The sequence below is a fragment of the Dyadobacter flavalbus genome, assembly GCF_006149045.1.
Classification (GTDB): Bacteria; Bacteroidota; Bacteroidia; order Cytophagales; family Spirosomataceae; genus Dyadobacter; species Dyadobacter flavalbus.
In genome coordinates this window covers 91,122-115,180 of record NZ_VBSN01000059.1, presented here as the reverse complement: position 1 = coordinate 115,180, position 24,059 = coordinate 91,122, and the positions used below count along the sequence as shown (strand labels likewise).

19 protein-coding genes are annotated in these 24,059 nt (G+C 45.3%); 13 read left to right on the top strand and 6 right to left on the bottom strand.

What is annotated here, in order from left to right:
* Positions 1 to 945 carry a ribose-phosphate pyrophosphokinase gene (locus FEM33_RS19550; protein WP_139013683.1) on the top strand — a complete coding sequence of 315 codons (945 nt, stop codon included), beginning with the start codon at positions 1 to 3 and terminating at the stop codon, positions 943 to 945.
* 35 nt (positions 946 to 980) lie between these two features.
* Positions 981 to 1,547, top strand: a complete 567-nt coding sequence (locus FEM33_RS19545) for a 50S ribosomal protein L25/general stress protein Ctc (protein WP_139013682.1) — start codon at positions 981 to 983, stop codon at positions 1,545 to 1,547.
* Between the two features lie 90 nt (positions 1,548 to 1,637).
* Here FEM33_RS19545 and FEM33_RS19540 read toward each other — a convergent pair whose 3' ends face one another.
* Positions 1,638 to 2,585: a 2-hydroxyacid dehydrogenase gene (locus FEM33_RS19540; RefSeq protein WP_139013681.1), complete on the bottom strand. Its 948-nt coding sequence runs from the start codon at positions 2,583 to 2,585 to the stop codon at positions 1,638 to 1,640.
* 95 nt (positions 2,586 to 2,680) lie between these two features.
* Here FEM33_RS19540 and pdxA point away from each other — a divergent pair, with 95 nt between their 5' ends.
* From pdxA to FEM33_RS19515, 5 genes are all read left to right on the top strand, one after another.
* Complete coding sequence (gene pdxA, locus FEM33_RS19535) at positions 2,681 to 3,784, top strand: 4-hydroxythreonine-4-phosphate dehydrogenase PdxA (RefSeq protein WP_139013680.1); 1,104 nt, start codon at positions 2,681 to 2,683, stop codon at positions 3,782 to 3,784.
* Between the two features lie 64 nt (positions 3,785 to 3,848).
* Positions 3,849 to 4,736, top strand: a complete 888-nt coding sequence (locus FEM33_RS19530) for a YicC/YloC family endoribonuclease (protein ID WP_139013679.1) — start codon at positions 3,849 to 3,851, stop codon at positions 4,734 to 4,736.
* Positions 4,737 to 4,988: 252 nt separating this feature from the next.
* Positions 4,989 to 6,794, top strand: a complete 1,806-nt coding sequence (locus FEM33_RS19525) for a tetratricopeptide repeat-containing sensor histidine kinase (RefSeq protein WP_139013678.1) — start codon at positions 4,989 to 4,991, stop codon at positions 6,792 to 6,794.
* A gap of 66 nt (positions 6,795 to 6,860) precedes the next feature.
* Positions 6,861 to 8,045 carry a class I SAM-dependent methyltransferase gene (locus FEM33_RS19520; RefSeq protein WP_139013677.1) on the top strand — a complete coding sequence of 395 codons (1,185 nt, stop codon included), beginning with the start codon at positions 6,861 to 6,863 and terminating at the stop codon, positions 8,043 to 8,045.
* A gap of 163 nt (positions 8,046 to 8,208) precedes the next feature.
* Positions 8,209 to 10,530 (top strand): efflux RND transporter permease subunit, encoded by a 2,322-nt coding sequence (locus FEM33_RS19515; protein ID WP_139013676.1) that lies wholly within the window; start codon positions 8,209 to 8,211, stop codon positions 10,528 to 10,530.
* A gap of 99 nt (positions 10,531 to 10,629) precedes the next feature.
* On the opposite strand, the gene FEM33_RS19510 is transcribed toward FEM33_RS19515, so the two are convergent.
* The 3 genes from FEM33_RS19510 to FEM33_RS19500 all read right to left on the bottom strand — a co-directional run bounded on the left by FEM33_RS19510 (position 10,630) and on the right by FEM33_RS19500 (position 13,052).
* Positions 10,630 to 11,358 carry a proteasome-type protease gene (locus FEM33_RS19510; protein ID WP_139013675.1) on the bottom strand — a complete coding sequence of 243 codons (729 nt, stop codon included), beginning with the start codon at positions 11,356 to 11,358 and terminating at the stop codon, positions 10,630 to 10,632.
* Positions 11,359 to 11,721: 363 nt separating this feature from the next.
* Positions 11,722 to 12,045, bottom strand: a complete 324-nt coding sequence (locus FEM33_RS19505) for a 2Fe-2S iron-sulfur cluster-binding protein (RefSeq protein ID WP_139013674.1) — start codon at positions 12,043 to 12,045, stop codon at positions 11,722 to 11,724.
* A gap of 2 nt (positions 12,046 to 12,047) precedes the next feature.
* Positions 12,048 to 13,052 carry an NAD(P)/FAD-dependent oxidoreductase gene (locus FEM33_RS19500; RefSeq protein WP_139013673.1) on the bottom strand — a complete coding sequence of 335 codons (1,005 nt, stop codon included), beginning with the start codon at positions 13,050 to 13,052 and terminating at the stop codon, positions 12,048 to 12,050.
* Positions 13,053 to 13,378: 326 nt separating this feature from the next.
* Between FEM33_RS19500 and FEM33_RS19495 the strand changes: the two genes are divergently transcribed.
* From FEM33_RS19495 to FEM33_RS19475, 5 genes are all read left to right on the top strand, one after another.
* Positions 13,379 to 14,677 carry an MFS transporter gene (locus FEM33_RS19495; protein WP_139013672.1) on the top strand — a complete coding sequence of 433 codons (1,299 nt, stop codon included), beginning with the start codon at positions 13,379 to 13,381 and terminating at the stop codon, positions 14,675 to 14,677.
* A 70-nt stretch (positions 14,678 to 14,747) separates the two neighbouring features.
* Positions 14,748 to 17,066 (top strand): DUF7133 domain-containing protein, encoded by a 2,319-nt coding sequence (locus FEM33_RS19490; protein ID WP_139013671.1) that lies wholly within the window; start codon positions 14,748 to 14,750, stop codon positions 17,064 to 17,066.
* A 278-nt stretch (positions 17,067 to 17,344) separates the two neighbouring features.
* Positions 17,345 to 18,523 (top strand): THUMP domain-containing class I SAM-dependent RNA methyltransferase, encoded by a 1,179-nt coding sequence (locus tag FEM33_RS19485; RefSeq protein ID WP_139013670.1) that lies wholly within the window; start codon positions 17,345 to 17,347, stop codon positions 18,521 to 18,523.
* Positions 18,524 to 18,570: 47 nt separating this feature from the next.
* Positions 18,571 to 18,750 carry a hypothetical protein gene (locus FEM33_RS19480; protein ID WP_138280430.1) on the top strand — a complete coding sequence of 60 codons (180 nt, stop codon included), beginning with the start codon at positions 18,571 to 18,573 and terminating at the stop codon, positions 18,748 to 18,750.
* Between the two features lie 153 nt (positions 18,751 to 18,903).
* Complete coding sequence (locus tag FEM33_RS19475; RefSeq protein ID WP_139013669.1) at positions 18,904 to 19,629, top strand: DUF3891 family protein; 726 nt, start codon at positions 18,904 to 18,906, stop codon at positions 19,627 to 19,629.
* A 2-nt stretch (positions 19,630 to 19,631) separates the two neighbouring features.
* On the opposite strand, the gene treZ is transcribed toward FEM33_RS19475, so the two are convergent.
* Both treZ and glgX read right to left on the bottom strand, forming a co-directional pair.
* Positions 19,632 to 21,470 carry a malto-oligosyltrehalose trehalohydrolase gene (gene treZ / locus FEM33_RS19470; protein ID WP_139013668.1) on the bottom strand — a complete coding sequence of 613 codons (1,839 nt, stop codon included), beginning with the start codon at positions 21,468 to 21,470 and terminating at the stop codon, positions 19,632 to 19,634.
* Between the two features lie 2 nt (positions 21,471 to 21,472).
* The gene (glgX, locus tag FEM33_RS19465) at positions 21,473 to 23,641 is read right to left on the bottom strand and encodes a glycogen debranching protein GlgX (RefSeq protein ID WP_139013667.1); all 2,169 of its coding nucleotides are present in this window, start codon (positions 23,639 to 23,641) and stop codon (positions 21,473 to 21,475) included.
* A 187-nt stretch (positions 23,642 to 23,828) separates the two neighbouring features.
* Between glgX and FEM33_RS19460 the strand changes: the two genes are divergently transcribed.
* Entirely contained in the window at positions 23,829 to 24,047 is a 219-nt protein-coding gene (locus tag FEM33_RS19460) for a hypothetical protein (RefSeq protein ID WP_139013666.1), read from the top strand.
* The last annotated feature ends 12 nt before the right edge of the window (positions 24,048 to 24,059 follow it).

The window sequence follows — 24,059 nt, the reverse complement described above, 5'->3', positions numbered from 1 at the left end:
ATGGGTTCATTCAATACAGTAAAAATATTCTCGGGAAGTCAATCCGAGTATTTGGCCAAAGACATAGCCAGGTATTATGGCAAGGAACTGGGTGGATATACGCTAAGAAAATTCAGCGACGGAGAGTTATCACCAAGTTTTGAGGAATCCATCAGAGGCTGCGATGTTTTTCTGATCCAGTCCACATTTCCTCCGGCCGACAATTTACTCGAATTGTTGCTGATGGTCGATGCGGCCCGCCGTGCTTCTGCTCATTACGTAACCGTTGTAATCCCTTATTTCGGCTATGCAAGGCAGGACAGAAAAGACAAGCCAAGAGTAGCTATTGCTGCAAAAGTAGTGGCTAACCTGCTGACTTCCGTTGGTGTGGACCGACTGATGACCGTCGATCTGCATGCCGGACAAATCCAGGGCTTTTTTGATTTGCCTGTGGACCATCTGGAAGGAACTTCCATTTTTGTTCCCTATATCAAATCCCTGAACCTTAAAAACCTGCTGATTGCCTCGCCGGATATGGGCGGCGCCGCAAGGGCCAGGAACTTTGCTAAATTCCTGAATGTGGACATGATCCTTTGTGACAAACACAGGAAAAGAGCCAATGAAATAGCCAGCATGCAGGTAATCGGGGATGTGGAAGGTATGGACGTCGTGCTTGTCGATGATCTTATTGATACCGGCGGCACGCTCTGCAAAGCGGCCGAAATAATTCTTGAAAAAGGCGCCAATTCGGTAAGAGCCATTAGTACTCACGCAATTATGTCCGGCAAAGCGCACGAAAATATTGCAAATTCTGTTCTTGAGGAGTTGATCATTACGGATACGATTCCTCTGAAGCAACAGAATGCAAAAATACGCGTACTGTCCGTTGCTGAGCTTTTTGCAAAAGCAATCGGTCGTATCCGTGATCATGAATCTATTAGTTCATTGTTTATAAATCATCAGTAAATTTATTTTTAATTATATTTTAATTTAATATTCTTATGAAAAAGCATGAGATTGTAGGGTTTAAAAGAGCGAATCTCGGCAAGATGGAAGCCCAGGAGTTACGTTCGCAGGGTTATGTTCCGTCTGTGCTGTACGGAGGTAATGAGCAGGTACATTTTTATGCACCGGCCATGTTGTTCCGTGAATTGCTTTTCACACCGGATATTTTTAATGTGACGCTTAATATAGAAGGCACGTTGTATAACGCCATTCTTCAGGAAAAACAATTTCATCCGGTTAACGATTCTTTAATTCACGCGGATTTTCTGGAAATCGTTGACGGAAAAGAGATAAAAGTAGAGGTACCGGTAAAATTGACAGGTACTTCCACCGGTGTAATGAAAGGTGGTAAAATGAATCAAAAATTGCGTAAATTGCGCGTACAAGGTCTGGCCGAGAACATTCCGGACTATGTTGATGTTGATGTAACAGAACTGGATTTAGGAAAATCTGTGAAAGTGGGAGCTATTAAAGCAGAAAATTTTGTTATATTAACAGCCGGAAGCAATCCGATTGCTTCGGTAGAAATCCCTCGTGCACTTCGCGGTACACTTGGCAAATAAGTATTTTATTTTTCATGGCTAATAGATGCAAACGTGCCGACCTTTGGTCGGCATTTTTGTTTTACAACGATCAGGTTCCGGATAATTGGATCAGAGTACAGAATAGGAAGCTTTCAGCCATTCCGTAATCTGCTGTACAAGTACTTCATTGATCCGGACATAACTTTCATGCGTCCAGCCGCCGACATGCGGTGTCAGCACAACTTTATCCGAAGTACGCAGGTAATCGAATGCGGTTTGCTGTGCCGGAGACAGCCTGCTGATTTTTTCGTTTTCAAAAACGTCCAGACAGGCTCCCTTTATTTTTCCGGACTGAAGTCCGTGTACAACCGCATCCAGTTTCACGATTTCCCCGCGTGAAAGATTCAGCAGGTAAAACGGTTTTGAGAAGTTATCGATAAAATGCTCATCGATCAGATAACGGGTTTCTTCAGACAACGGAATGTGAAGACTGAGTATATCCGCTTCTTTTGTGATTTGTTCAAGCGTACATTCCGTTGCAAATTCATCGCCGTAGCGATCACGGTATTTGTCATAAGCCAGAACGCGGCACCCGAACCCACTTAGTCTTTTTGCAGTAGCCGAACCATTGTTACCGTATCCGACAATGCCGACTGTTTTGTTCATCAATTCTACGCCGCGGTTTCCCTCTCTGTCCCAGATGCCCTGACGCACTTCCCGGTCTGCTTTCGTGATGTTATTAAAAAGATTCAGCAGCATTCCAAGCGCATGCTCAGCCACTGCGTCGCGGTTTCCTTTTCCTGCATGAAAAACCTGTATACCGCGTGCTTTGGCCACATTCAGGTCAATAAGGTCCAGGCCCGCTCCTGCCCTTGCAATAAACCGCAGCTTACGGGCGGGGGCCAGCATTTCTTCGTCCAGAAAAGTTTTACTCCGGATTACGATCCCTTCATAGCCGGAAATTGTTGCTTTGATGTCTTCCCGGCGGTATTCAGGATGATATGCATATTCCCAGCCTTGCTCCTCCAGCATTGTAAAAAGAGAAGAATGCATCGTGTCTGCTATCAGGATTTTCATGGGAGCACAGGATTTTTTGTAACTTGCCGGTCAAACGTTCGGCAAAAGTAATACAGAATTACTCAGAAGCACAGTTACAACCGCATTTTACCTCCATGAGCGATCAAAATACAGATAAACCAATTATAGGAATTACCATTGGCGATTATAACGGCATCGGACCCGAAGTAATCCTGAAAGCACTGGAAGGAAACCAGCTCGCAAGATTATGCACGCCCGTTATTTATGGTTCGCTCAGAGTTCTCAATCAGTACAGGCACCTGTTTGAAATGAAAGACTGGACTCTCCACGGTATCCAGCGGCCGGAACAGGCTAATCCGAAATTAACGAATGTCATTACCTGCTGGCCGGATCAGCAAACGGAAATCCAGCCGGGCAAGATTACAGCCGAAGCCGGACAAGGTTCCCTTGCAGCATTGAACCGCGCCGTTGAAGACCTTAAATCGGGCAGCATTCAGGCGTTGGTTACGGGTCCGATCAATAAAGACAATATACAAAGCGAGACATTCAAGTTTCCCGGCCATACGGAATATCTTGCCGAAGCTTTTAACAAGAATGAAGCATTGATGTTTATGGTCGCAGGAGAATTGAGAGTCGGTGTTCTGACGGGCCACATTCCGCTCGGAAAAGTAGCTTCGCAGGTTACTCCAGAAAAACTGAGCGCCAAGATCGAACAGATCCTGCAATCGTTGAAAGGTGATTTCGGCATTAAAAAGCCTAAGCTGGCGGTGCTCGGACTGAATCCGCATGCGGGTGAAAACGGTTTGCTGGGAAGTGAGGAAATTGAAATCATCCAGCCGGTAATCAGACAGTTTAAGGAAAAAGGCCATCTTGTAATCGGGCCGTTTCCGGCGGATGGCTTTTTCGCAGCCGGCACTTACAAGCAGTACGACGCCGTGCTGGCCATGTATCACGATCAGGGGCTTGTTCCTTTCAAAACGCTGGCTTTCAATGAAGGCGTCAACTTTACCGCCGGACTGTCCATTGTGCGTACATCGCCGGATCACGGAACGGCATATAACATTGCCGGAAAAAACATGGCCGAGCCGGGCTCATTGTTACAGGCCATTTACCTTGCATGCGACGTTTCGCGGTTCAGGATCGTAAACAGTGAATTAAATAAAAATGCGCTGATCTCGAAACCGCAGCCTTCAGAAAGCCAGCATCCTGCAAAAGCAGGCGGCAAGCAAAGGTTTTAAACTGATGGATTTCTGCTGCAGAACTTCAGTAACTAACAACTTCTTTTATTAAAAGCGATTTATAATGTTAAAATCAATGACCGGGTACGGTGTATCCAACATCGAGTCCGACTCAATAAATGTAACCGTTGAAATCAAAACCCTTAATTCCAAGTTTCTGGATATTTACTGCCGTATTCCCAGAAATTACTCGGATAAGGAAATAGAAATACGAAACCTGATCACGCAGTCGCTGGAAAGGGGAAAAGTTGAATTTACGCTTTCCGTACAGCCGGTCGGCAAAACCGTAGCTTCAACGTCTGTAAACAGGCCGCTTGTCAATGCTTATTTTGCGGATCTTTCGTCCACAGCAACGGATCTGGGGTTTGTACCCGACACAACCGAGCTGTTCCGTATTGCGCTGCAAATGCCTAATGCCTATAATAACGAAGCTGCAGAAGATTCGGACAAGGAAAATGACTGGGTACAGATTAAAGTGGCGGTTATGGAAGCACTCCGGAAATGCAATGTTTTCCGTGAGCAGGAGGGCAAAATGACTTCCGACAAGTTTGTGGAGTACATCAAAACGATCAGCGGTTTGCTGGACAGCGTTTCCGAACAGGATAAACTGCGGATTCCTGCCGTTCGTGAACGACTTGAGAAGCATGTAAGGGAATTGCTGGCGGACGACAATTTCGATACAAACCGTTTTGAACAGGAACTGATTTATTATGTTGAAAAATTTGATATTTCAGAAGAAAAAATACGGCTTGCCAATCACCTCACCTATTTTACCGAAACGCTGAAAGCAAGTGAAAGCAACGGCAAGAAACTGAACTTCATTGCACAGGAAATTGGGAGGGAAATCAATACAATCGGATCAAAGGCCAACGATGCAACGATCCAGCATTTTGTGGTTCAAATGAAAGACGAACTTGAAAAGATCAAGGAACAAACGATGAATATCATCTAGCCTTTTCGGGAAAAAGCATTTATTTGCGTTTATTTCTGTTATTTTTAAAGGTACCGTTCAGACAGACTTCCACGTATTTTTTTGTAATTAACAATCAGTAATCCTTGATTCAGGACACGGTGAAATTGCGTATCATGTTATCAATTCATTTTCTATCTTTGACTTGTTAAATTAAATACCGGATGTGTACCATGAAAATCTTTTACTTTATGCGGTTTGCCTTCAAGCCTGCCCGATACGGTTTTCATTTTTATGGCTAATCTCTACAGGCTGATTTCTTTTTTTCTGTTAACCCTTTTACTTTCAGGAAGCCAATGCAGCTTCTTTGGAAAGGATGAGGACAACGCTGCAAAAAAGTCAAACGTTGTGGCTGCGCTTCCGCGAGAAAATTTTGCGGAGGATACCGTACTGATCCTGAAATATCATAAACTCTCCTCGACTTACCTTTTTCAGGATGCAGAAAGAGCCATGTTTTACGCCAAGTACGTTTTGCGCCTGTCGCAGAAACACGAATGGAGCAAGGGTAAAATTCTGGCATATAACTTACTGAGTACCTATTATCTACTGGACGGAAGCTACGATGTACTGCGGGAGCTTTCCAATGAAACAATGATTCTGTCCAAGGAGATCGGCATGCCGTTCTATACGGCGCAGGCAAAGCGTTTTCTGGCCGACAGCTATTCGGAATACCGCCAGTGGGATTCTGCACGGATCAATTACAATCATGCCATCCGTATTTTTAAAACACTGGGTGCTGACAGCGCAAGAGCCATCTGTCTGGAAAACCTGGGCAACAGCTTCCGGGAAAAAAAAATGTATGATGAAGCGATGCCTTATTACGATCATGCCTATGCATTATTCGATACGCTGCATTCGGACTGGGGAAAAGCCACGGTACTTCAAAGCAAAGGTTATCTGCACGTCCTTCAAAGCGAACATGCCCAGGCTGAGGAATACTTTGAAAAATCGCTGCTTTTGTTCCAGAAAATAAATAATCTGTACGGCGAGCTGAACGTACTGAATGATCTTGCAAACACGTATGCGCTTAGCGGCAAGTATGATGAAGCAATTGAAACTTCCCTGAAAGCACTGGACTACTCCAATATTTATCACTCTTCCCAGCAGACAAACTGGGCATTGTTATCGCTTTCAAAAGGGTATAAGGGTAAACATATGTACGTGGAAGCACTGGACTATCTGGAAAAAGTCATTTTTAACCGGAGGATGCTTCATAACGAAACCGTCCAGCGGCAATATACCATGTACCAGCTTAGCTATGACAATCAGCTGATGGATTCCAAATATCAGGAAAAGCTTGTCAGCGAACAGCGCACTTTACTGCAGATTCTGATCGGATTTTCCTTTCTGATCATTGGCTTTGCGGCTTTTTTATGGTTTAACAACAAGAAGCTGAGAAGAAAAAATGCGGAGATCAAGGAAGCGCTGATCCGCGGGCAGGCTATTGAAAGAAAACGAGTGGCCGCCGAACTTCACGACAATCTGGGCGGTACGCTGGCTTCACTGAACTGGTATTTGTACGGAATTGATAAAAAAGTGCTTTCGCAGGAGGAAGAAAAGATTTATGAAAGCGTGCATCAAATGGTCCGGTCGGCATACAGGGAAGTAAGAAGTTTGTCGCACAACCTGATGCCGCAGGAACTGGAAGAACACGGGCTTGTAATGGCCATGTACCGGCTTATCGACAAGCTGAACGAAAACAAGAACATTTCATTCATTCTGAACATTTCCGGAATGGACCGGCGGCTGAACAATAAAATTGAATTTGAACTTTACAGCATTGTCCTTGAACTGACAAACAACATCATCAAACATTCAGGGGCGACCGAGGCTACCGTTATGCTCAAAGAAAACCATAAAAGCATACACTTGGTGATCACCGATAACGGCAACGGAATGATGGATCAATCCAAACAGGGAATCGGACTGCGTAATATCAAAAACAGACTCGACAGTCTGCGCGGAAGACTGAATATAACCTCGGAAAAATATGTAGGCATCAAAGTGGAAATAGAGATTCCCAAGCCGGTTGTAAGATGAAATCCGCGTACAAGTAAAACTGTACAGCTGCTTTTGATGTTAGTAAAAGAAAGTAAAATACAACCAATGAATATTGCGGAAAAGAAACAGGATTTTATAACTGCATTCGAGCAAAGTCTTCAAAATGATACCTTTATCAAATTATCGCTCGGCAATTACAAAGGCGCAGAAGAAAATCTCAAAAATATTTACATTAAAAAAACGCTGATCAAAAGGGAAGAGAAGTTCAGCTTTACATTCCGGTACAAAACCAAGGACATTGTTAAAAATTTCAGTCGGCAGGAAACGGTGGCGTATGTACTGAACAAACTCGCAACCGACTTCCATGCAGCAACACTGCAGACTATTTCTTCTGACCTGCAATTTGAACTGCTGAAAAACCAGAAAATTTTGTTGAAAAAGTCGGATACGGCCGTTAGGACACGGCCTTCACTCGAACACGACAAAGCCAAAAACCGCCTGCTTGCCTCCCGAAACAAACCATATCTGCACCAGCTTAAAATTACGGATGAAGACGGGAATGTTTACAAAAATGCACAGGACAAATACCGCCAGATCAATCATTATGTAGAAATCCTGAGCAGCCTCATTCGGGACATTCCGACCGCAGGAAAGCTGAAAGTAGCCGATATGGGCTCGGGAAAAGGTTACCTTACTTTTGCATTATACGATTACCTCAGCAATGTACTGAAGCTGGATGCCGACGTTACCGGAATCGAATTCCGTAAAGACCTTGTGGATCTCTGCAATCAGATTGCTCAGGAAAGCAGTTTTGAGCAGCTGCATTTTGAGGAAGGAACCATTGCAGATTTCAACAGCAGCGGAACGAATATTCTGATTGCGCTCCATGCCTGCGATACCGCGACGGACGATGCCATTTACAAGGGAATTTCGGCAGGGTCCGACCTGATTGTGGTTGCGCCGTGCTGTCACAAGCAGATACGCAGAGAAATAGAAAAGAACAAAGCTGAGAACGATATCGGCTTTCTTACCCGGTACGGAATATTTCTGGAAAGGCAGGCCGAGATGGTCACGGACGGAATCCGGGCTTTGATCCTCGAATATTTCGGTTACAAAACGAAAGTTTTTGAATTTATATCCGATGCGCATACGCCTAAAAACGTCATGATCGTTGGAATCAGAAACCAGCGGGATTTGCCGGACCGGGAGCTGATCCTGAAAAAGCTACAGGATGCCAAACAGTATTTCGGGATTGATTATCATCATCTGGAGAAAATGACCGGGATCTGAAAAAGTCTTTCCGAAGTACTTTTTCATACCATTCAACTTATCTCCCATTCTGGATCATAATTTGCAGGTTCAGGCTTGTGATGGATTAAAAACCCTTTTAAATCTTTAAATACCTGCCTCGTGCGTATATTTGCAACTTTTTGTGGAAACCTGATTTATTTATATGTGGAATAAAATAGCGACTTACATTATCCGCTACCGGCTTTTGTGGGTTGCATTAGTGTTGGTATCAACAATCTTCATGGCTTATGAGGCCAGCAAAATCGAACTCTCCTATCAGTTTGCGAGAATACTTCCTTCCAGCGATCCGGTCGAAAAAGAATATCAGGATTTCCGGAAATTATTCGGTGAAGACGGCAGTGTCATGGTAATAGGCTGGCAGGACCCGCAGCTTTTCGAAATCAATAAGTTCCGTGACTGGTGCAGGCTTTCACAGGAAATCAAGGAAACACAAGGCATTAAAAATGTCCTTTCACTTGCCAATGTTTATAAAATCGTCAGAAACGACAGCCTTCAGCAATTTGATTTTTCACCCGTAATCCGGCAAATTCCGTCTACACAGCAGGAAGTGGACAGCCTGAAAAAAGAAATTGCAAATCTGCCGATTTATGAAGGATTGGTGCTCAACAGCAAATCGAACGCAACACTGATTGTCGTTACTTTCAACGACAAAGAACTGAACAGCAAAAGGCGGCTTACGATTGTAAGCGACATTGAAGCCATGGCTGAAAAGTTTGCCGAGAAATACAATACAGACCTGCACTATTCCGGAATGCCCTATATCCGGACGGTGAACATGAAAAAAATATCGGGCGAAATGAAGCTGTTCATGGGACTGGCCGTGTTCGTAACGCTGCTGATCCTGTGGGCATTTTTTCGTTCGCTGCGGCTTACCTTACTTTCCATTGTCGTTGTGCTCATCGGGGTGATATTTTCCGTCGGGATTTTACACCTTTTTGACTATAAAATTACGGCATTAACCGGCCTGCTTCCGCCGCTGCTGATTGTAATCGGCGTTCCGAACTGCGTTTTTCTGATCAATAAATACCAGGCCGAACTCAAATCGCACAATGACAAGGACGAAGCGTTGCTGGAAATGATCCGCCAGATCGGGCTGTCAACCTTTCTGGCCAACATGACAACAGCAATCGGGTTCGGGGTTTTTTATTTTACAAACAGCATTCTGCTGGTCGAATTCGGCGTCGTGGCTGCCATCAGCGTAATGGTAACTTACGTATTGTGTCTGCTGCTGATTCCGATAACGCTGCATTACATGAGTACGCCGAAGCCGCGGCATCTCAAACACCTGGAAGGAAAATGGGCATCCGGTTTTCTGAAAAAAATAGATTTTCTGGTTCATAACCGCCGCAAACAGATTTACATGGCCATGGTGCTGCTGATTATCATCTCGGCCATTGGCATGACAAAGATCAAAACAATCGGGTACGTTGTGGACGACCTTCCGAAAAAGGACGTGGTTTATACCGATTTGCGCTTCTTTGAAAAAAACTTCAATGGCGTGCTGCCGTTTGAAGTCATGATCAATACTAAAAAACCGAACGGCGTTTTTGCGGACCAGGCGCAGACTTTATACAAGATCAAGGCGTTCCAGAACGAAATGGCAAAAATGCCGGAATTTTCAAAACCGATTTCAGTCGTTGAAGCTTCCCGTTTTCTTTATCAGGCATTCCGCGGCGGCGATGCGAGGTATTTTGCTTTGCCGGGCGCACTTGAACTGAACAAACTGACCAATTATGTACAAGGAAAACAGAATGCATCCAAACAGCTGAACACCTTCCTCAACGAAGACAAGAGCATCACGAGAGTCAGTTTTCAGATGGCCGACGTTGGCTCCGAGCGCATTCAGGAACTCATGCAGAAAATCAGGCCGAAAGTGGATTCCATTTTCAGTCCTGCGCAATACAAAGTGAGCCTGACAGGCCACAGCCTTGTTTTCCTGAAAAGCAACGATTATCTGCTCAGCAATTTATATGAAAGTCTGCTGATTGCCATTTTACTCATTGCCATTGTGGGCATGGTACTGTTCCGTTCCATTCCGATTATCCTGCTTTCCAAATTGCCTTGTCTGATTCCGCTTGCCTTGACAGCCGGTATAATGGGTTATTTTGGGATTTACTTCAAGCCGACCACCATCCTTATTTTCAGCATCACATTCGGGATTGCATCCGACGGAACGGTTTATTTCCTGACGCGTTACAGACAAGAACTTTATAAAAATGGTTTGACGCCGTCACAAGCCGTTACGCAATCCATTTTCGGGACCGGGCTCAGCATGATTTATACGGCTGTTATTCTGTTCTGCGGTTTTATCATTTTTGCAGCATCCAGCTTCGGCGGAACGGCTGCCATGGGCGTTATGGTTTCCATTACGTTGCTTGTAGCCATGTGCACCAACCTTATTTTGCTGCCGGCATTGCTTTTATCCATTGCAAAAAGACAAGGCAAGAACGTAAAACCTTCATAAACAATAAATTGACTACGTTTCATTAAACAAGTTTCATTAAACAAAAAGAACTGGCGCTGACCAGTTCTTTTTGTTTAATGAAGTAATAAGAATTCCATTTTAACCTTTATCAATGATCTCAAAAGGCTTGTCCATCCAGTCTTCCGGAATATCGTCGAGTGCCTGCTTTAATTTATCGGCCCATATCTCGGATATTTTTTCCATATCTTTTTTCTCGTACCGGTGCTCAATAATGGAAAAGCTGTCTTTTTTGTAAAGTACAATGTCAATCGGGAAATCAACGTCGTTATTGCTTACACGCGTGGAATCAAAAGACAGAAATCCGGCTTTAAGTGCCTGTTTCATTGTCGAGTACTCGTTCAGCACCCGGTTCAGGATTGCTTTGCCCTGACCTGAATTTCCAATGATCACATAAGGCGAACCTTCATCCAGCTCCACCCAGTTTCCTTCCGAATAAAGCAGGAACAGTTTGTGTTCGGCATCGTCTTTGAGCTGTCCGCCGACAATCGTGTTCAGGTTGAATTTAAAACCCGAGCGTTCCAGATTGGCCCTGTCCTCTTCTGCAACCCGTTTGATCTGCTCGCCAAAGGCATTTACAGCTTTATACAGTTTGTTGTAAACAACGCCTTCGCTGATGAGCTCTTCAAAATAATGCACCGCTTTATCCCGCACGGAACGAAGTCCGCTCGTCATGATAAACAGCGAGTAATTATCTTTTTGCGTTACATACATTTTCTTTTTGACCGTCGTGTTGGTTCCTGCTGTAATGCGGGTATCAGCCAGCGCAACCAGTCCTTCTTTTACTTTTATTCCCAGGCAATAAGTCATTTTTATCTCTGATTAGGTTAAAGCAATGTCTGTTTTCTGTCCAGACGACACTACTTGTAACTACTTGAATCCGGTTCAAAAGTACCAAAATGAGCGGTCTGGATTGAAAATCCCCGTGCTTAGTTTTTATGTTTTGGTAAAATGTAAATCGTGAAATGTTTTATGTTGCTTCTAATCAGACGTTTAACTCTAAACATTTTAGAATAGTAAAATTTATAAATTCAAACATTATTCACCCGAATTATTTATTCCAGGCATTTTTCCGGATGAAAGTGAATTTCCAGTTTCCTTTGAAAACTAAAAACCTTCGCAGAGGATCAGCGAAGGTTTATGTACTATTATTCCAAAATTCTAAAACCTCAATTAACTTTCCTGTAATGCTTTTATCCGGATCACAAGTCCGTCCATAGTATCGTCCGGCCTGAGCTGGCAGGAAAGACGGCTGTTCATATCCGCATCCGGCAACGTATCCAGCGTATCCAGTTCGTTGTCGTTTGGTTCCGGCAGTTTGTCTGTTCCTTCCAGCACTTCAATATGGCAAGTTGCGCAGAGTGCCATTCCGCCGCAAGTGGCCTGAATGTCATATTCATACGCTTTAAGAACTTCCATCAGGTTCAATCCCATATCAACAGGAACTTCCAGATTCCGCCTTTCACCGTTATGTTCTTCAACTGTTATATTGATCATGACTAAAATGGATTGACCCCGTTAACGGTCGTGTATTTAAAGCTTAATTTCTGATCGGGATAAACGTATTTGAAAGCACTCTGCATCATAATCGCCGCTTCATGAAAACCACAGAGGATCAGTTTCAGCTTTCCCGGATACGTATTGATGTCACCGATTGCATAAATGCGCTCGATGTTTGTCGAGTAATCCAGTGTATCGACAACAACCGCTGATTTTTCCACGCCCAGGTTCCAGTCCGCAATCGGGCCGAGTTTCGGGCTTAATCCAAAGAGTGGAATGAAATGATCCGTCGGGACTTTGATAACCGATTTGTCATTCCCAGTAATTGAAACTTCCTTTAAAACACCATTACCCCCAAGGCTGCTGACCTGCGATTGCAGGATCAGATCGATTTTTCCTTTTTCAGCAAGTTCAAACACTTTTTCAGCTGAGTCCGGAGCGCCGCGGAATGTGTCGCCGCGGTGTACAAGCGTTACGCGTGAAGCAATGTCGGCCAGAAAAATCGTCCAGTCCAGCGCCGAATCGCCGCCGCCCGCAAGCACAACGTTCTGATCTCTGAACTGTTCCGGTTTCTTGACCATGTAATGAACGCCTTTTCCTTCAAAGTATTCCAGTTTTTCAACGGCCGGTTTTCTGGGCTCGAAACTGCCCAACCCCGCTGCAATCACAACCACCTGACAATGAACTGCGGTGCCTTCGTTTGTTTTTACAATATAACTTTCATCTTCCTGCTTTTCCAGAGATTCCACCCTTTCGCCCAGCGTAAAACCCGGCTTGAATTCTTCAATCTGCATGTACAGGTTTTTGACAAGATCCTCTGCAATGATTCCCGGTGCGCCCGGAATGTCATAAATGGGTTTCTGAGGATAGATTTCGGCAAGCTGGCCGCCGATAACAGGCAACGCATCTATCAAATGGCAGCGCATCTTCAGCAATCCCGCTTCAAAAACAGCAAACAGGCCGACGGGCCCCGCTCCTATGATGCAAATATCTGTGGTTATCATGTTCAGTTTCTGTATGAATTCCGGAATATTATGTTGCAAAAATACCTTGTGAACCGCATCGGTTCTAATCACAATTGGTTATCTTCCATAACCTGAGGTTATGGAGAATGGCATTCCAGCAGATTTTCGGATTGTGCAGAATGCGGTATTTAACAAGCGGCTGTTTGTATAAAATATCCTGCCTGCAGACCGGAATCTAATTAACCGGATTAATTTTATTGCTGTCTTTCCGGCTCGTTTAAGGGGTAGAAACCTGAAAAGCCCGTCTTCTTCGGTGACAGACATTTATTTTACATCTGAACCCGAAGAAATTTTTAATCCTCACTATGAAACAAACCAAAATCGGCAACTATCGTTGGGTAATCTGTGCTTTATTATTCTTTGCAACTACAATCAATTACATCGACCGGCAAATTCTCGGGTTACTGAAACCTACGCTGGAACTTGAATTCAACTGGTCGGAATCGGATTACGCCAATATTGTCATGGTATTTGCCGGCTGTTATGCATTGGGTTATCTTATTTTCGGAAATTTCATAGACAAGATCGGTTCCAAAATGGGTTACTCCATTTCCATTATCGTCTGGAGCATTGCGGCCATTCTACATGCATTTGTAAAAAGTACATTCGGGTTCGGGGCTGTACGGGCGCTTCTGGGCTTGGGCGAATCGGGCAATTTCCCGGCAGCTGTAAAAGCAACGGCAGAATGGTTTCCAAAACGCGAACGTGCACTGGCAACAGGCATTTTCAATTCAGGAACAAGCATCGGCGCCGTGGCCGCGCCCATTCTGGTTCCGTGGCTGCTGGGCGCATATGGCTGGCAGGAAGCATTTCTGATTACGGGCGCGCTTGGTTTTGTATGGCTCGTATTCTGGTGGCTGCTATATGAAATTCCGTCACGGCACAAGAAACTGACCGCAGAAGAAAATGCCTACATTCACAGCGATAATGAACTGTCCGACGGAGAAGACAAGGCACCGATTCCATGGTCAAAACTGCTCCAACTGCGTCAGGCGTGGGTATTTATCATCGGCAAGATACTTACCGACCCGATCTGGTGGTTTTTTCTGTTCTGGCTTCCGTCCTACTTTGCAACCACTTTTTCGCTTGACCTGAAAAAGCCGAGCCTGCATCTGGCAATCGTTTATACGGCCACTACTTTCGGCAGCATCGGCGGCGGTTATCTGTCTTCATATCTGATCAAAAGCGGCTGGGCACCTTTAAGGGCAAGAAAAACGACTTTGCTGATTGTTGCTTTTGCAGTCATGCCGATCATTCTGGCCAAATATGCAACGGATATCTGGGTTGCAGTGGGCATCATCAGTATTGCAGCAGCTGCGCATCAGGCGTGGAGCGCCAATATTTTTACGATTGTTTCCGATATTTTCCCGAAAAGAGCCGTCAGTTCCGTTGTCGGGATCGGCGGAATGGCTGGGTCTATCGGCTCCACTTTGTTTCCGTTACTCGTTGGTTCTCTGCTGGATTATTACAAAGCAGCAGGAAATATTAGCGCAGGATACAACGTTTTGTTCATAATATCCGGCCTGGCTTATCTGGTCGCATGGCTTATCATTCATTTTCTGACTTCCAACATGAAACCGGTTGAAGAATCTATAAAAGATTAACGTTCCTGTAAGTAACTTTCAACCTGATTCGCAGCTTCATTAACCACTGCCTGACAGATCAATTTCAACAATGAAAAAGTACGGTTCTCATTTTCTTTTCCTTGCCATTTCCATCACCCTGTTTTACTGTAAAACAAACAAGAAGGTTGTTACGCAGCAGACAACAGCTAATACGGAAACAGTTAAACCCGATACAATCGTAACGGTTCAGGGAAAATCACCTTTCATACGGCCTGAAAACACGATTGCAAAAATGCAGGTTGAAAACGGGTTTGAAGTAAAGCTCGTCGCAGCAGAACCGCTCGTAAGTGCGCCCGTAGCCATGCAGTTTGACGACAAGGCCAGAATGTGGGTCGTGGAAATGACCGGTTACATGCCGGATACCATCGGAACCGGCGAAGATATCCCGAACGGAAACATCGTGATCCTGGACGACAAGAACAAGGACGGCGTGTACGATGAACGGACTGTTGTCGTGGATTCACTGGTGCTTCCGAGAGCAATTTGCCTCATTGAAAACGGCATTCTGGTTGCGGAACCTACGAATCTGTGGTTTTATGAAATCAAAAATGACAAAGCGGTCAAGAAGACTCTGGTGGATGCCAAATATACGGAAGGCGGTAATGTAGAGCATCAGCCAAACGGCCTGCTTCGTGCCATGGATAACTGGATTTACAACGCCAAGTCGGATAAACGCTATCGCAAAAGAGGCAGTAAATGGGAAATCGAGCATACCCATTTCCGCGGCCAGTGGGGTATTACGCAGGATAATTACGGAAGGCTTTATTATAACAACAATTCGCAGAACCTGCTCGGAGATTACTTTCCGGCCGGACTTGGCGCTTCCAACAAAAACCAGAAAGGCGTTGCCGGCTACAATGAAAAATCCGTAGCCAATAACAAGGTTTATCCGATCCATCCGACTCCCGGCGTAAACCGCGGGTACATGAAAAATATCCTCGACGACAGCCTGCGACTGAACGACTTTACGGCAGCTGCCGGCCCTGTTATTTACCGCGGCGCGTTGTTCGGGCCGTCTTACGAGTTCAACGCATTCGTGCCCGAGCCGTCTGCCAATCTTATTAAAAGGAATATTCTGGATGAAAGAGGCTATATAGTAAAAGGAGAACAGGCTTACAAAGGAAAGGAATTCTTGGCCAGTACCGACGAACGCTTCCGGCCTGTAAGCCTTTACAACGCACCCGACGGCGCCATGTATGTGCTGGATATGTACCGCGGAATCATCCAGCATAAAACATACCTTACGCCTTACCTGAAAGACCAGATTGGAAAAAGAGACCTTACGCAGCCCCTTTCCAGCGGACGCATTTACAAGATCGTTCCGAAAAATACAGAATCCCGGCCAGTAACCATTCCTGACAAAGCAGATGAACTCGTAAAGCTGCTCGGACATGCAAACGGCTGGGTGCGCGACAGGGCGCAGCAGAAACTGATTGACGGAAAATACAACCAGACGCTTCCTGCCTTGCGCGAAGCTGTAAAGCAAAAGAACAATCCGTTACTCGCCATTCATGCATTATGGACGCTGGAAGGACTTAATTCGCTTAAAACGGAAGAGGTTCTGGCCTGGCTTTCTTCGCCGGAATGGACATACCGGATGCAGGCACTTTCCGTTGCGCCTTACATGATGAATCCGTCATCGTACCGGCAGTTTGCTTCGGCTTTTGAAAATATGGTAAACGAAAATGACACGCTTGCAGCGCCGTACATTGCTTTTATCTGCAGATCAATGGAGACGTTTGATTCTACTGCTTCGCATAACCTGCTGACGAAACTGGCTGTCAAATATCCTTCCAACCGTTATGTTTCCGATGCCGTGATCAGTAACTTACAGGACAAGGAAGAATTGTTTCAAAATGAAATCACAGCTTCTCTGACAGATCAGAACGTAACTTTGAACAAGCAGCTTCAGAAAGTAATTGCCGGTGTGAAAAATGCGCAGGGCAACCGAAACCCGGAAACGCTGAAAAAGGAATTTCCGAAAGGCGAAGCGTTATTTACTTCCATTTGCCAGACATGTCACGGTGCGGACGGCGGCGGTATCCGGTCGCTTGCACCTCCGTTGAACCAGTCGGAATGGGTAACGGGAAACAAGGATAAACTGATTTCCATTGTACTTTTCGGGCTGACCGGACCGGTAAAAGTAAACGGCCATGTGTACCAGACGCCGGAGGTAAGCGGCGACATGCCGGGCATCGGATACGACAAGGACATGCCGAACGAAGACATTGCGCAGCTTCTGAGCTTTATCCGGAAATCATGGCGGAACAATGCGGACAAGGTTACGACCGAAGAAGTCGCCCGCACACGCCAGAAACTGACAGGCCGTGAAAAAGCCTTCACGGAAGCCGAACTGAACGGAATCTAGATTCAGGAGTAACTTGATTAGGCTGTTTCTTTTCAAAAGGGAGCAGCCTTCATTATTTTTCAGCCATGCATTTGCGAATTATCGGCTATAAATTCTGCTTCGTTTAATAATTATGGTTTTCTAAACTGCTAAGTTTGCCGGTATAAACGCAGCTTTTCGTTAGTTAGTAACTGATTCGAATGAACCGAGCTTATTCATTTTTGTAATTTGCCCTTTTCCGAACCTGCTCTTTTTAACAGCTTAAAGCTGATTGCCAACAGCCATTTAGCAGATTTCACATGTCTTTTTTTACAACTTCCGCCCCGATCACCATTACTTGCCACAAACGTCTTGCGCCGTATCTGGAACAGGAAGTTAAAAACCTGGGATTTGCTGTCGAGGAAGCATTTGTAACAGGCGTACGGATCAAAGGAACCATCAACGACTGCATCAAGCTGAACCTTAATCTTTACTGCGCCAGTCAGGTTTTGTACAGTCTGGGAAGTTTCACTGCCAGCCATCCGGACGATGTTTACAAGTATGTCCTGAACGTAAAATGGGAAGACATTCTTGAAAATGAAGGTTATTTTTCGGTAACGAGCAACGTTCAGAATCCGACCATCAACAACAGCATGTTTGCCAACCTGCGCGTGAAAGATGCTATTGTAGACCGTTTCCGCGAACAGAAAGGAACGCGTCCTTCCACCGGCTCCGACCTTACAGGCGCTGTTGTCCACTTGTTCTGGAAAAATGAACATGCCGAACTTTTTATGGATACTTCCGGCGATTCACTGGCCCGGCATGGCTACCGCAAGATTCCCGGACGCGCACCGATGCTGGAAGCCCTTGCTTCGGCCACCATCCTGGCAAGCCGCTGGGACCGGACTTCCGCTTTTATCAACCCGATGTGCGGTTCGGGTACGCTGGCGATTGAAGCCGCTTTGATTGCCACCAACAGCCGCCCGGGCCTGTTCCGCAACAACTATGCATTTATGCACATTCAGGGATTTGACGAAGAGGTTTATTTTGCCGAACAGGATTTGCTGGACGAGCAGATTATTGACGTTCCCGGCCTGCGGATCATCGCCACGGATTACAGCAATGTAGCCATTGCCAATGCCAAAAAAAATGCCATTGCTGCAGGCGTTGCGAATTTGATCGAATTTGAAGTTTGTGATTTTGCAGAAACCGAAGTGCCGGCTGAAAACAGAGGCGTATTTTTTATTAATCCAGAATACGGCGACCGGCTGGGAAATCTGGACGAACTGGAAGATACCTATGCAAGAATCGGCGATTTTATGAAAAAGAAATGCGGCGGCTATTTTGGTTATGTATTTACCGGAAATCTGGAACTCGCCAAAAAAATTGGGTTAAAGACAAAGCGCAGAATTGAATTCTATACAAGCACCATTGACTGCCGCCTGCTGGAATATGAACTGTACGAAGGCACCAGAAGAGAAATGGCAAAGGAAAGCTAACTGGCACAATATTTTTTGTTTATCATTCAGAATCAAATTCTGAACTCATGAAACAGTCACAATCGGGAAACGGACAGCAAAGCCAGAGTTCCCAAACCAGAACTGAAAACAAGGATAATCTGGACAGCAGACATCAGGAAGAAGAAACCGTAAAAGGCGATCATATTACGCATAACAAGCAAGAGCAACATAGTTCCGGCAAAAGCCAGAAACAGCAGCAAAGCTAAACGAAAAAGTATATACGGGAATTGGATAAATAAAAGAACCGGGCATAAATTTCATCTGCCCGGTTCTTTTTGTAACCTCATTTCAAAAACCAACCATTTTACATTTTACTTCCATTTTACTTACCCCCTTTCACATCTCACTTTTCAAATAACATGATCGTTAATTATCAGGAAAAAGGCTGGCAGATTATCTCGCAGCGTGCGCACGGATTGCTTGCCGGACAATTCTGTTATCACTGGAAAAATGACATGCGTCCGGAACGCTGGCTTGAAACCATTATTGCCACAACGGAACACGATGATGCATTCAACGAATTTGTGAATGACGATAACCTGATCAATGAGAACGGCGGTCCGATCAATTTCAAAATGCGTGTGTTTGAAGAGGCAAAATGCGATGAACTGCTGCAACTTGCGTTATCAAAAAGCCGTTACATCGCCTTGCTTACTTCGCGCCATATCCAGTTTTTATACCAGAATTCGGAACAAAAAAATGCAAGGGCATTTTGTAAAATGCTGGAAAAATGGGACCGAAAATGGCTGAAAGAGACAGGTATAAAAAAAGAGGAAATTACACGGGCTTATGCCATTCTGGAATGGTGCGACGCACTTTCGCTATTGATCTGCCAGCAGCAGATCCAGCCTGAAAACAGAAAAATTGAAATCAGCGGCGGGCCGGACAATCTGCAATATCAATTGTGGTCCAAGAACGAATCCGAACTTACAATCGAGCCATGGCCTTTTATTACAGATAGTTTCAGGATTACTTACGAATCGAAACTGGTTTCCAAGCTGACATTTAAAGATGTGAAGGAATTCAGGGAAGATCTGAAAGATGCGCCTTTAACAGTACACACCTTTCAGATTTCCAGACTTTGATTTTATACGCCTGAAAACAATGTGAATGATTCCGGCTGCACATTTACAGCATTGGTATCTTCCTCATCCGGCAAGGTTCCAGGGCCGTTCCATTCTTCATCCGACGAGGCAATCAGCTTCTGCCACTGATCTACCGCTTCCGGCAAAATAACGGAACGAACAGATTTTGAAAAATTGAGAATTCCGGCAATATGCGTATCTCCGGACCAGCGATGAATGGTAATTGTTTCCTCTTCAGGATTTGCTTCTACTTCCATGGCATTACGGTCGGGGCTGTTCAGTGCCGGCATTTCCTTTCTCAGCTCAATCAGCTTTTTATAGTACCGGAACATCGTTTGATGACTTTCCTTTTCCAGCAATTCCCACTGAAGCTTCGAGTTGTTGAACGTCTCTTCCGAAACCGGGTCCGGCGCTTCCCCTTCCAGATGAAATGCGGCGAATTCACTTTTTCTGCCTTTTCTGACGGCTTCTGCCAGTTCCTGATCCGTATGGCTTACAAAGTACTGGAACGGGTTGCTTTCGCTCCACTCCTCGCCCATAAAGAAAAACGGCTGATATGGACTTACAATCACAGCGCCGGCCAGCAGTTTCTGCATATCATAACTCACAAGCTGGCTCGTTCTTTCGCCAAGCATGCGGTTACCGACATGATCATGGTTCTGTGAAAAAACCACAAACTGGCTGCCCGGATTTCCTTCTGCTTTTACCCCGAACTTCCTTTTGCGGTGTTCCGAAAATATTCCGTCAAATACGTATGCATCTTTGTACGATTTGGCTAGAGAAGTGATGGGTTCGAAATCGGAATAATACCCATTCCGTTCCTGACCCGAGGAAACACGCAGTGCATGATGAAATTCGTCAATCCATTGTGCATCCATTCCGTAGCCGCCTTTTGAAACCGGATTGATGAAGCGGGTATCGTTCAGGTCCATTTCCACAATCAGGTAATGCGTTTTTCCGGATTCTTCCATGTATTCGTCCAGCCTCGCCCTGATTTCTTCCAGCAGATGCACCGGACTGAAATCCTTGATGGCATGAACGGCATCCATTCGCAGTGCGTCAATATGAAAATCACGGAACCACATCAGCGCATTCTCGATAAAATACTGTCTTACGCCATCACACCAAGCGTCATCGAAGTTGATGGCATTTCCCCACGGCGTATTGTATTTATCTGTAAAGTAAGGTCCGTACTGCGAAAGAACATTCCCTTCCGGCCCAATATGGTTGTAAACAACATCCAGAATAACAGCCAGCCCTTTCCGGTGACAGGCATCCACCAATTGCTGCAGACCTTTTGCCCCGCCATACGAATCCTGCACGCAATAAGGAAAAACGCCGTCATAGCCCCAGTTTCTTCCTCCTGCAAACTGTGAAACCGGCATGATTTCAATGGCTGTAATGCCGAGTTCCACCAAATGATCCAGCTTTTCTTCCATGGCTGCAAAGGTGCCTTCCGGTGTGAAAGTGCCGGTATGCAGTTCGTACGTGATATAATCCTTCAGGAATGGGTTTTCCCAGTCATTGTCATGCCATTTGTATGCCTGAATGTCAATCGCTTCCGACGGGCCATGAACGCCTTCCGGCTGGGAAAGCGTTGCCGGATCGGGAAGCGGGTCTTTTCCGTCAATGATAAACCGGTACAAGTCACCGGGCCGTATCCTTTCTGTTTCCAGCTGCCAGTAACCGTAACTTTCTTTCTGAAGCGGTAATTTCAGCTCTTTATTCTCAAGTTGGATCTGAACCTGCTCTGCTTCCGGGGCCCACACGGTTAGGATTGCCTGTCCATCCTCATCAAACCTTACCCCGGGTATCTTGAATAGTAATTGCTCTGAATTCATTTTTAAGCCAGGATATTTTTAAAAACCATAACTGATCTGCTGTCAACGGTCACTTCTGCACCGGCATTAAATACCGGCCCGTTCTCATCGATTGTTCCTTCGCTGGTATCAATTACCTTATGCCATTCCTGACCGTATTTTTCAGGAGGCAAAACATAAGTAACGGGTTCGTAGTGCGCATTGAAGACAAGATAAAAGTTGTCATCGTAAATAGGCTCGCCTTTTTTATTTACGTGGCGGATTCCTTTGCCGTTCAGATAGATTCCAAGTGATTTGGCATAATCATGGTTCCAGTTTTCGTCTGGCATCTCGGCACCTTCGGGCAGGAACCAGGCGATGTCTTCCAGTCCAACCCCCTTGATCGGCAAACCTCTGAACCAGTCTTTACGCCGGAACGAACGGTGTGCTTTACTGAATGCAACCAGTTTTTGCGAGAACTCAAGTAATTTGGGGTCCACATGTTCCCAGTTGAGCCACGAAATCTCGTTATCCTGGCAGTAAGCGTTGTTATTGCCCTGCTGGGTACGTCCCCATTCGTCACCGGCAACCAGCATCGGAACGCCTTGTGACAAGAAGAGCGTAGTCAGGAAATTCCGTTTCTGCTTGTTTCTCAGTTCAATAATTTCGGGATCGTCCGTCGGGCCTTCCACGCCGCAGTTCCATGAACGGTTATGGCTGTCACCATCCTGATTGTTCTCCCCGTTTGCAGAATTACGCTTTTCATTATACGAAACCAGATCGTTGAGTGTAAAACCGTCGTGTGCCGTGATAAAATTTATACTCGCCGTCGGACGTCTGTATTCACCTTTGTAGAGATCTGAACTTCCTGTAAAACGTTCTGCAAATTCAGCAAGCATGCTGTCTGCTCCGCGCCAGAAATCACGCATGCAATCGCGGTAAAGACCATTCCACTCCGCCCAGCCGATCGGGAATTTACCCACCTGATATCCGTTATGGCCAACGTCCCACGGTTCGGCAATCAGTTTCACCTGCGAAATAATGGGGTCCTGATGAATAATATCGAAGAAAGCACTCAGTCTGTCCACTTCATGAAGCTCTCTTGCCAGCGTGGAAGCAAGGTCAAAACGGAATCCGTCTACATGCATTTCCGTGATCCAGTAACGCAGGCTGTCCATAATCAGGCGCAGTACGCTTGGAAGCCTTGCATTGAGCGTATTGCCGGTTCCGGTATAGTCCATATAGTAACGTCCGTCCATGAGCCGGTAATAGGATGCATTGTCCACACCTTTGAACGAAAGCGTCGGGCCCATGTGATTTCCTTCGCCGGTATGGTTGTAAACTACGTCCAGAATCACTTCAATTCCTGCCCTGTGAAGTTCTTTCACCATATTTTTAAATTCCAGCACCTGATCGCCGTGTGTTCCGGAACTGCTGTAACGTACATCCGGCGAGAAAAAGCCGATGGAATTGTATCCCCAGTAATTGGTAAGTTCACGTTCTTTCAGATGGCGGTCTGCAATGAAATGATGCACAGGCATCAGCTCAACGGCATTTACTCCCAGATTTTTAAGGTAAGTAATCGTAGCGGGATGTCCCATAGCTGCGTAAGAACCTCTGATTTCCTCGGGTATTTCCGGGTTCAGGTAAGTAAAACCTTTTACATGGGTTTCATAAATAATGGTATCATGGTAAGGAATATTGGGCGACTGCACGCCTTCCCAGTCAAATTCAGGATCCACTACAACCGATTTCGGGATATAAGGCGCGCTGTCCAGTTCGCTGTAACTCAGATCTTCGTTCTCATCTCCGATTACATAGCCAAAAAGTGCATCGTGCCACTGGATTGTTCCGGAAATGGCTTTTGCATACGGATCAATCAGTAATTTATTCGGGTTAAAACGGTGGCCCTGCTCGGGTTCAAACGGTCCGTGTACGCGGTAACCGTACAATTGTCCGGGTTTAAGGCCTGGCACGTAAACATGCCATACATGATGCGAGACTTCCCCAATCTCAATTTTAATATTCTCAGACAGGCTTTCCGGGCTATCAAACAGACACAAATCCACACCTGTTGCATTTTCTGAGTACAAGGCAAAGTTTACTCCTATTCCGTCATAAGTTGCACCCAATGGGTAAGGCTGGCCGGGATAAACAATTACATTGTCCAGTACTGATTGATCAACTACTTTCTTGTTAGAAATTTTTCTCATTTTATATAGTTTTAATCCCAAAAAAACGATTTCGACCAAGTGTCCAAATCTGCTTTTCCAAATAGCTTGTTCACATTATTTGTGAGTGAAAATTCTTTGAGTACACCTTTTGCTATAAAATTATGCCAACGGTCGGAAAAGATCGCAGGGAAGAAATTCCACAACTAACCAGTAACGAATACGAGAAATGACCCAGGAAGTACAGGAAGCGCTTAAATTGTTCAAAGTAGCCAATCCGCTCATGCTGTCGCATTTACCGGACTGCACAGAAGATGAATATCACAATGCAACGGAATTACTTGCAGAACACGGACTGGCAAGCGTTCACAAGTCCGAAATTACGCTGAAAAACAGGACTGCAAGCCTGACGGAAGAAGGCGAAGAAGCATTGCAGGCCATCAACTAAAAACATAAACCT

Coding starts and splice junctions, on each gene's coding strand:
- FEM33_RS19540 (WP_139013681.1), bottom strand. CDS start 2,585: ATGAAAATCCTGATAGCAGACACGATGCATTCTTCTCTTTTTACAATG.
- FEM33_RS19490 (WP_139013671.1), top strand. CDS start 14,748: ATGAAAAAGTACGGTTCTCATTTTCTTTTCCTTGCCATTTCCATCACC.
- FEM33_RS19545 (WP_139013682.1), top strand. CDS start 981: ATGAAAAAGCATGAGATTGTAGGGTTTAAAAGAGCGAATCTCGGCAAG.
- FEM33_RS19505 (WP_139013674.1), bottom strand. CDS start 12,045: ATGATCAATATAACAGTTGAAGAACATAACGGTGAAAGGCGGAATCTG.
- FEM33_RS19460 (WP_139013666.1), top strand. CDS start 23,829: ATGACCCAGGAAGTACAGGAAGCGCTTAAATTGTTCAAAGTAGCCAAT.
- glgX (WP_139013667.1), bottom strand. CDS start 23,641: ATGAGAAAAATTTCTAACAAGAAAGTAGTTGATCAATCAGTACTGGAC.
- FEM33_RS19480 (WP_138280430.1), top strand. CDS start 18,571: ATGAAACAGTCACAATCGGGAAACGGACAGCAAAGCCAGAGTTCCCAA.
- FEM33_RS19525 (WP_139013678.1), top strand. CDS start 4,989: ATGGCTAATCTCTACAGGCTGATTTCTTTTTTTCTGTTAACCCTTTTA.
- FEM33_RS19520 (WP_139013677.1), top strand. CDS start 6,861: ATGAATATTGCGGAAAAGAAACAGGATTTTATAACTGCATTCGAGCAA.
- FEM33_RS19515 (WP_139013676.1), top strand. CDS start 8,209: ATGTGGAATAAAATAGCGACTTACATTATCCGCTACCGGCTTTTGTGG.
- FEM33_RS19550 (WP_139013683.1), top strand. CDS start 1: ATGGGTTCATTCAATACAGTAAAAATATTCTCGGGAAGTCAATCCGAG.
- FEM33_RS19500 (WP_139013673.1), bottom strand. CDS start 13,052: ATGATAACCACAGATATTTGCATCATAGGAGCGGGGCCCGTCGGCCTG.
- treZ (WP_139013668.1), bottom strand. CDS start 21,470: ATGAATTCAGAGCAATTACTATTCAAGATACCCGGGGTAAGGTTTGAT.
- FEM33_RS19475 (WP_139013669.1), top strand. CDS start 18,904: ATGATCGTTAATTATCAGGAAAAAGGCTGGCAGATTATCTCGCAGCGT.
- FEM33_RS19530 (WP_139013679.1), top strand. CDS start 3,849: ATGTTAAAATCAATGACCGGGTACGGTGTATCCAACATCGAGTCCGAC.
- FEM33_RS19495 (WP_139013672.1), top strand. CDS start 13,379: ATGAAACAAACCAAAATCGGCAACTATCGTTGGGTAATCTGTGCTTTA.
- FEM33_RS19510 (WP_139013675.1), bottom strand. CDS start 11,358: ATGACTTATTGCCTGGGAATAAAAGTAAAAGAAGGACTGGTTGCGCTG.
- FEM33_RS19485 (WP_139013670.1), top strand. CDS start 17,345: ATGTCTTTTTTTACAACTTCCGCCCCGATCACCATTACTTGCCACAAA.
- pdxA (WP_139013680.1), top strand. CDS start 2,681: ATGAGCGATCAAAATACAGATAAACCAATTATAGGAATTACCATTGGC.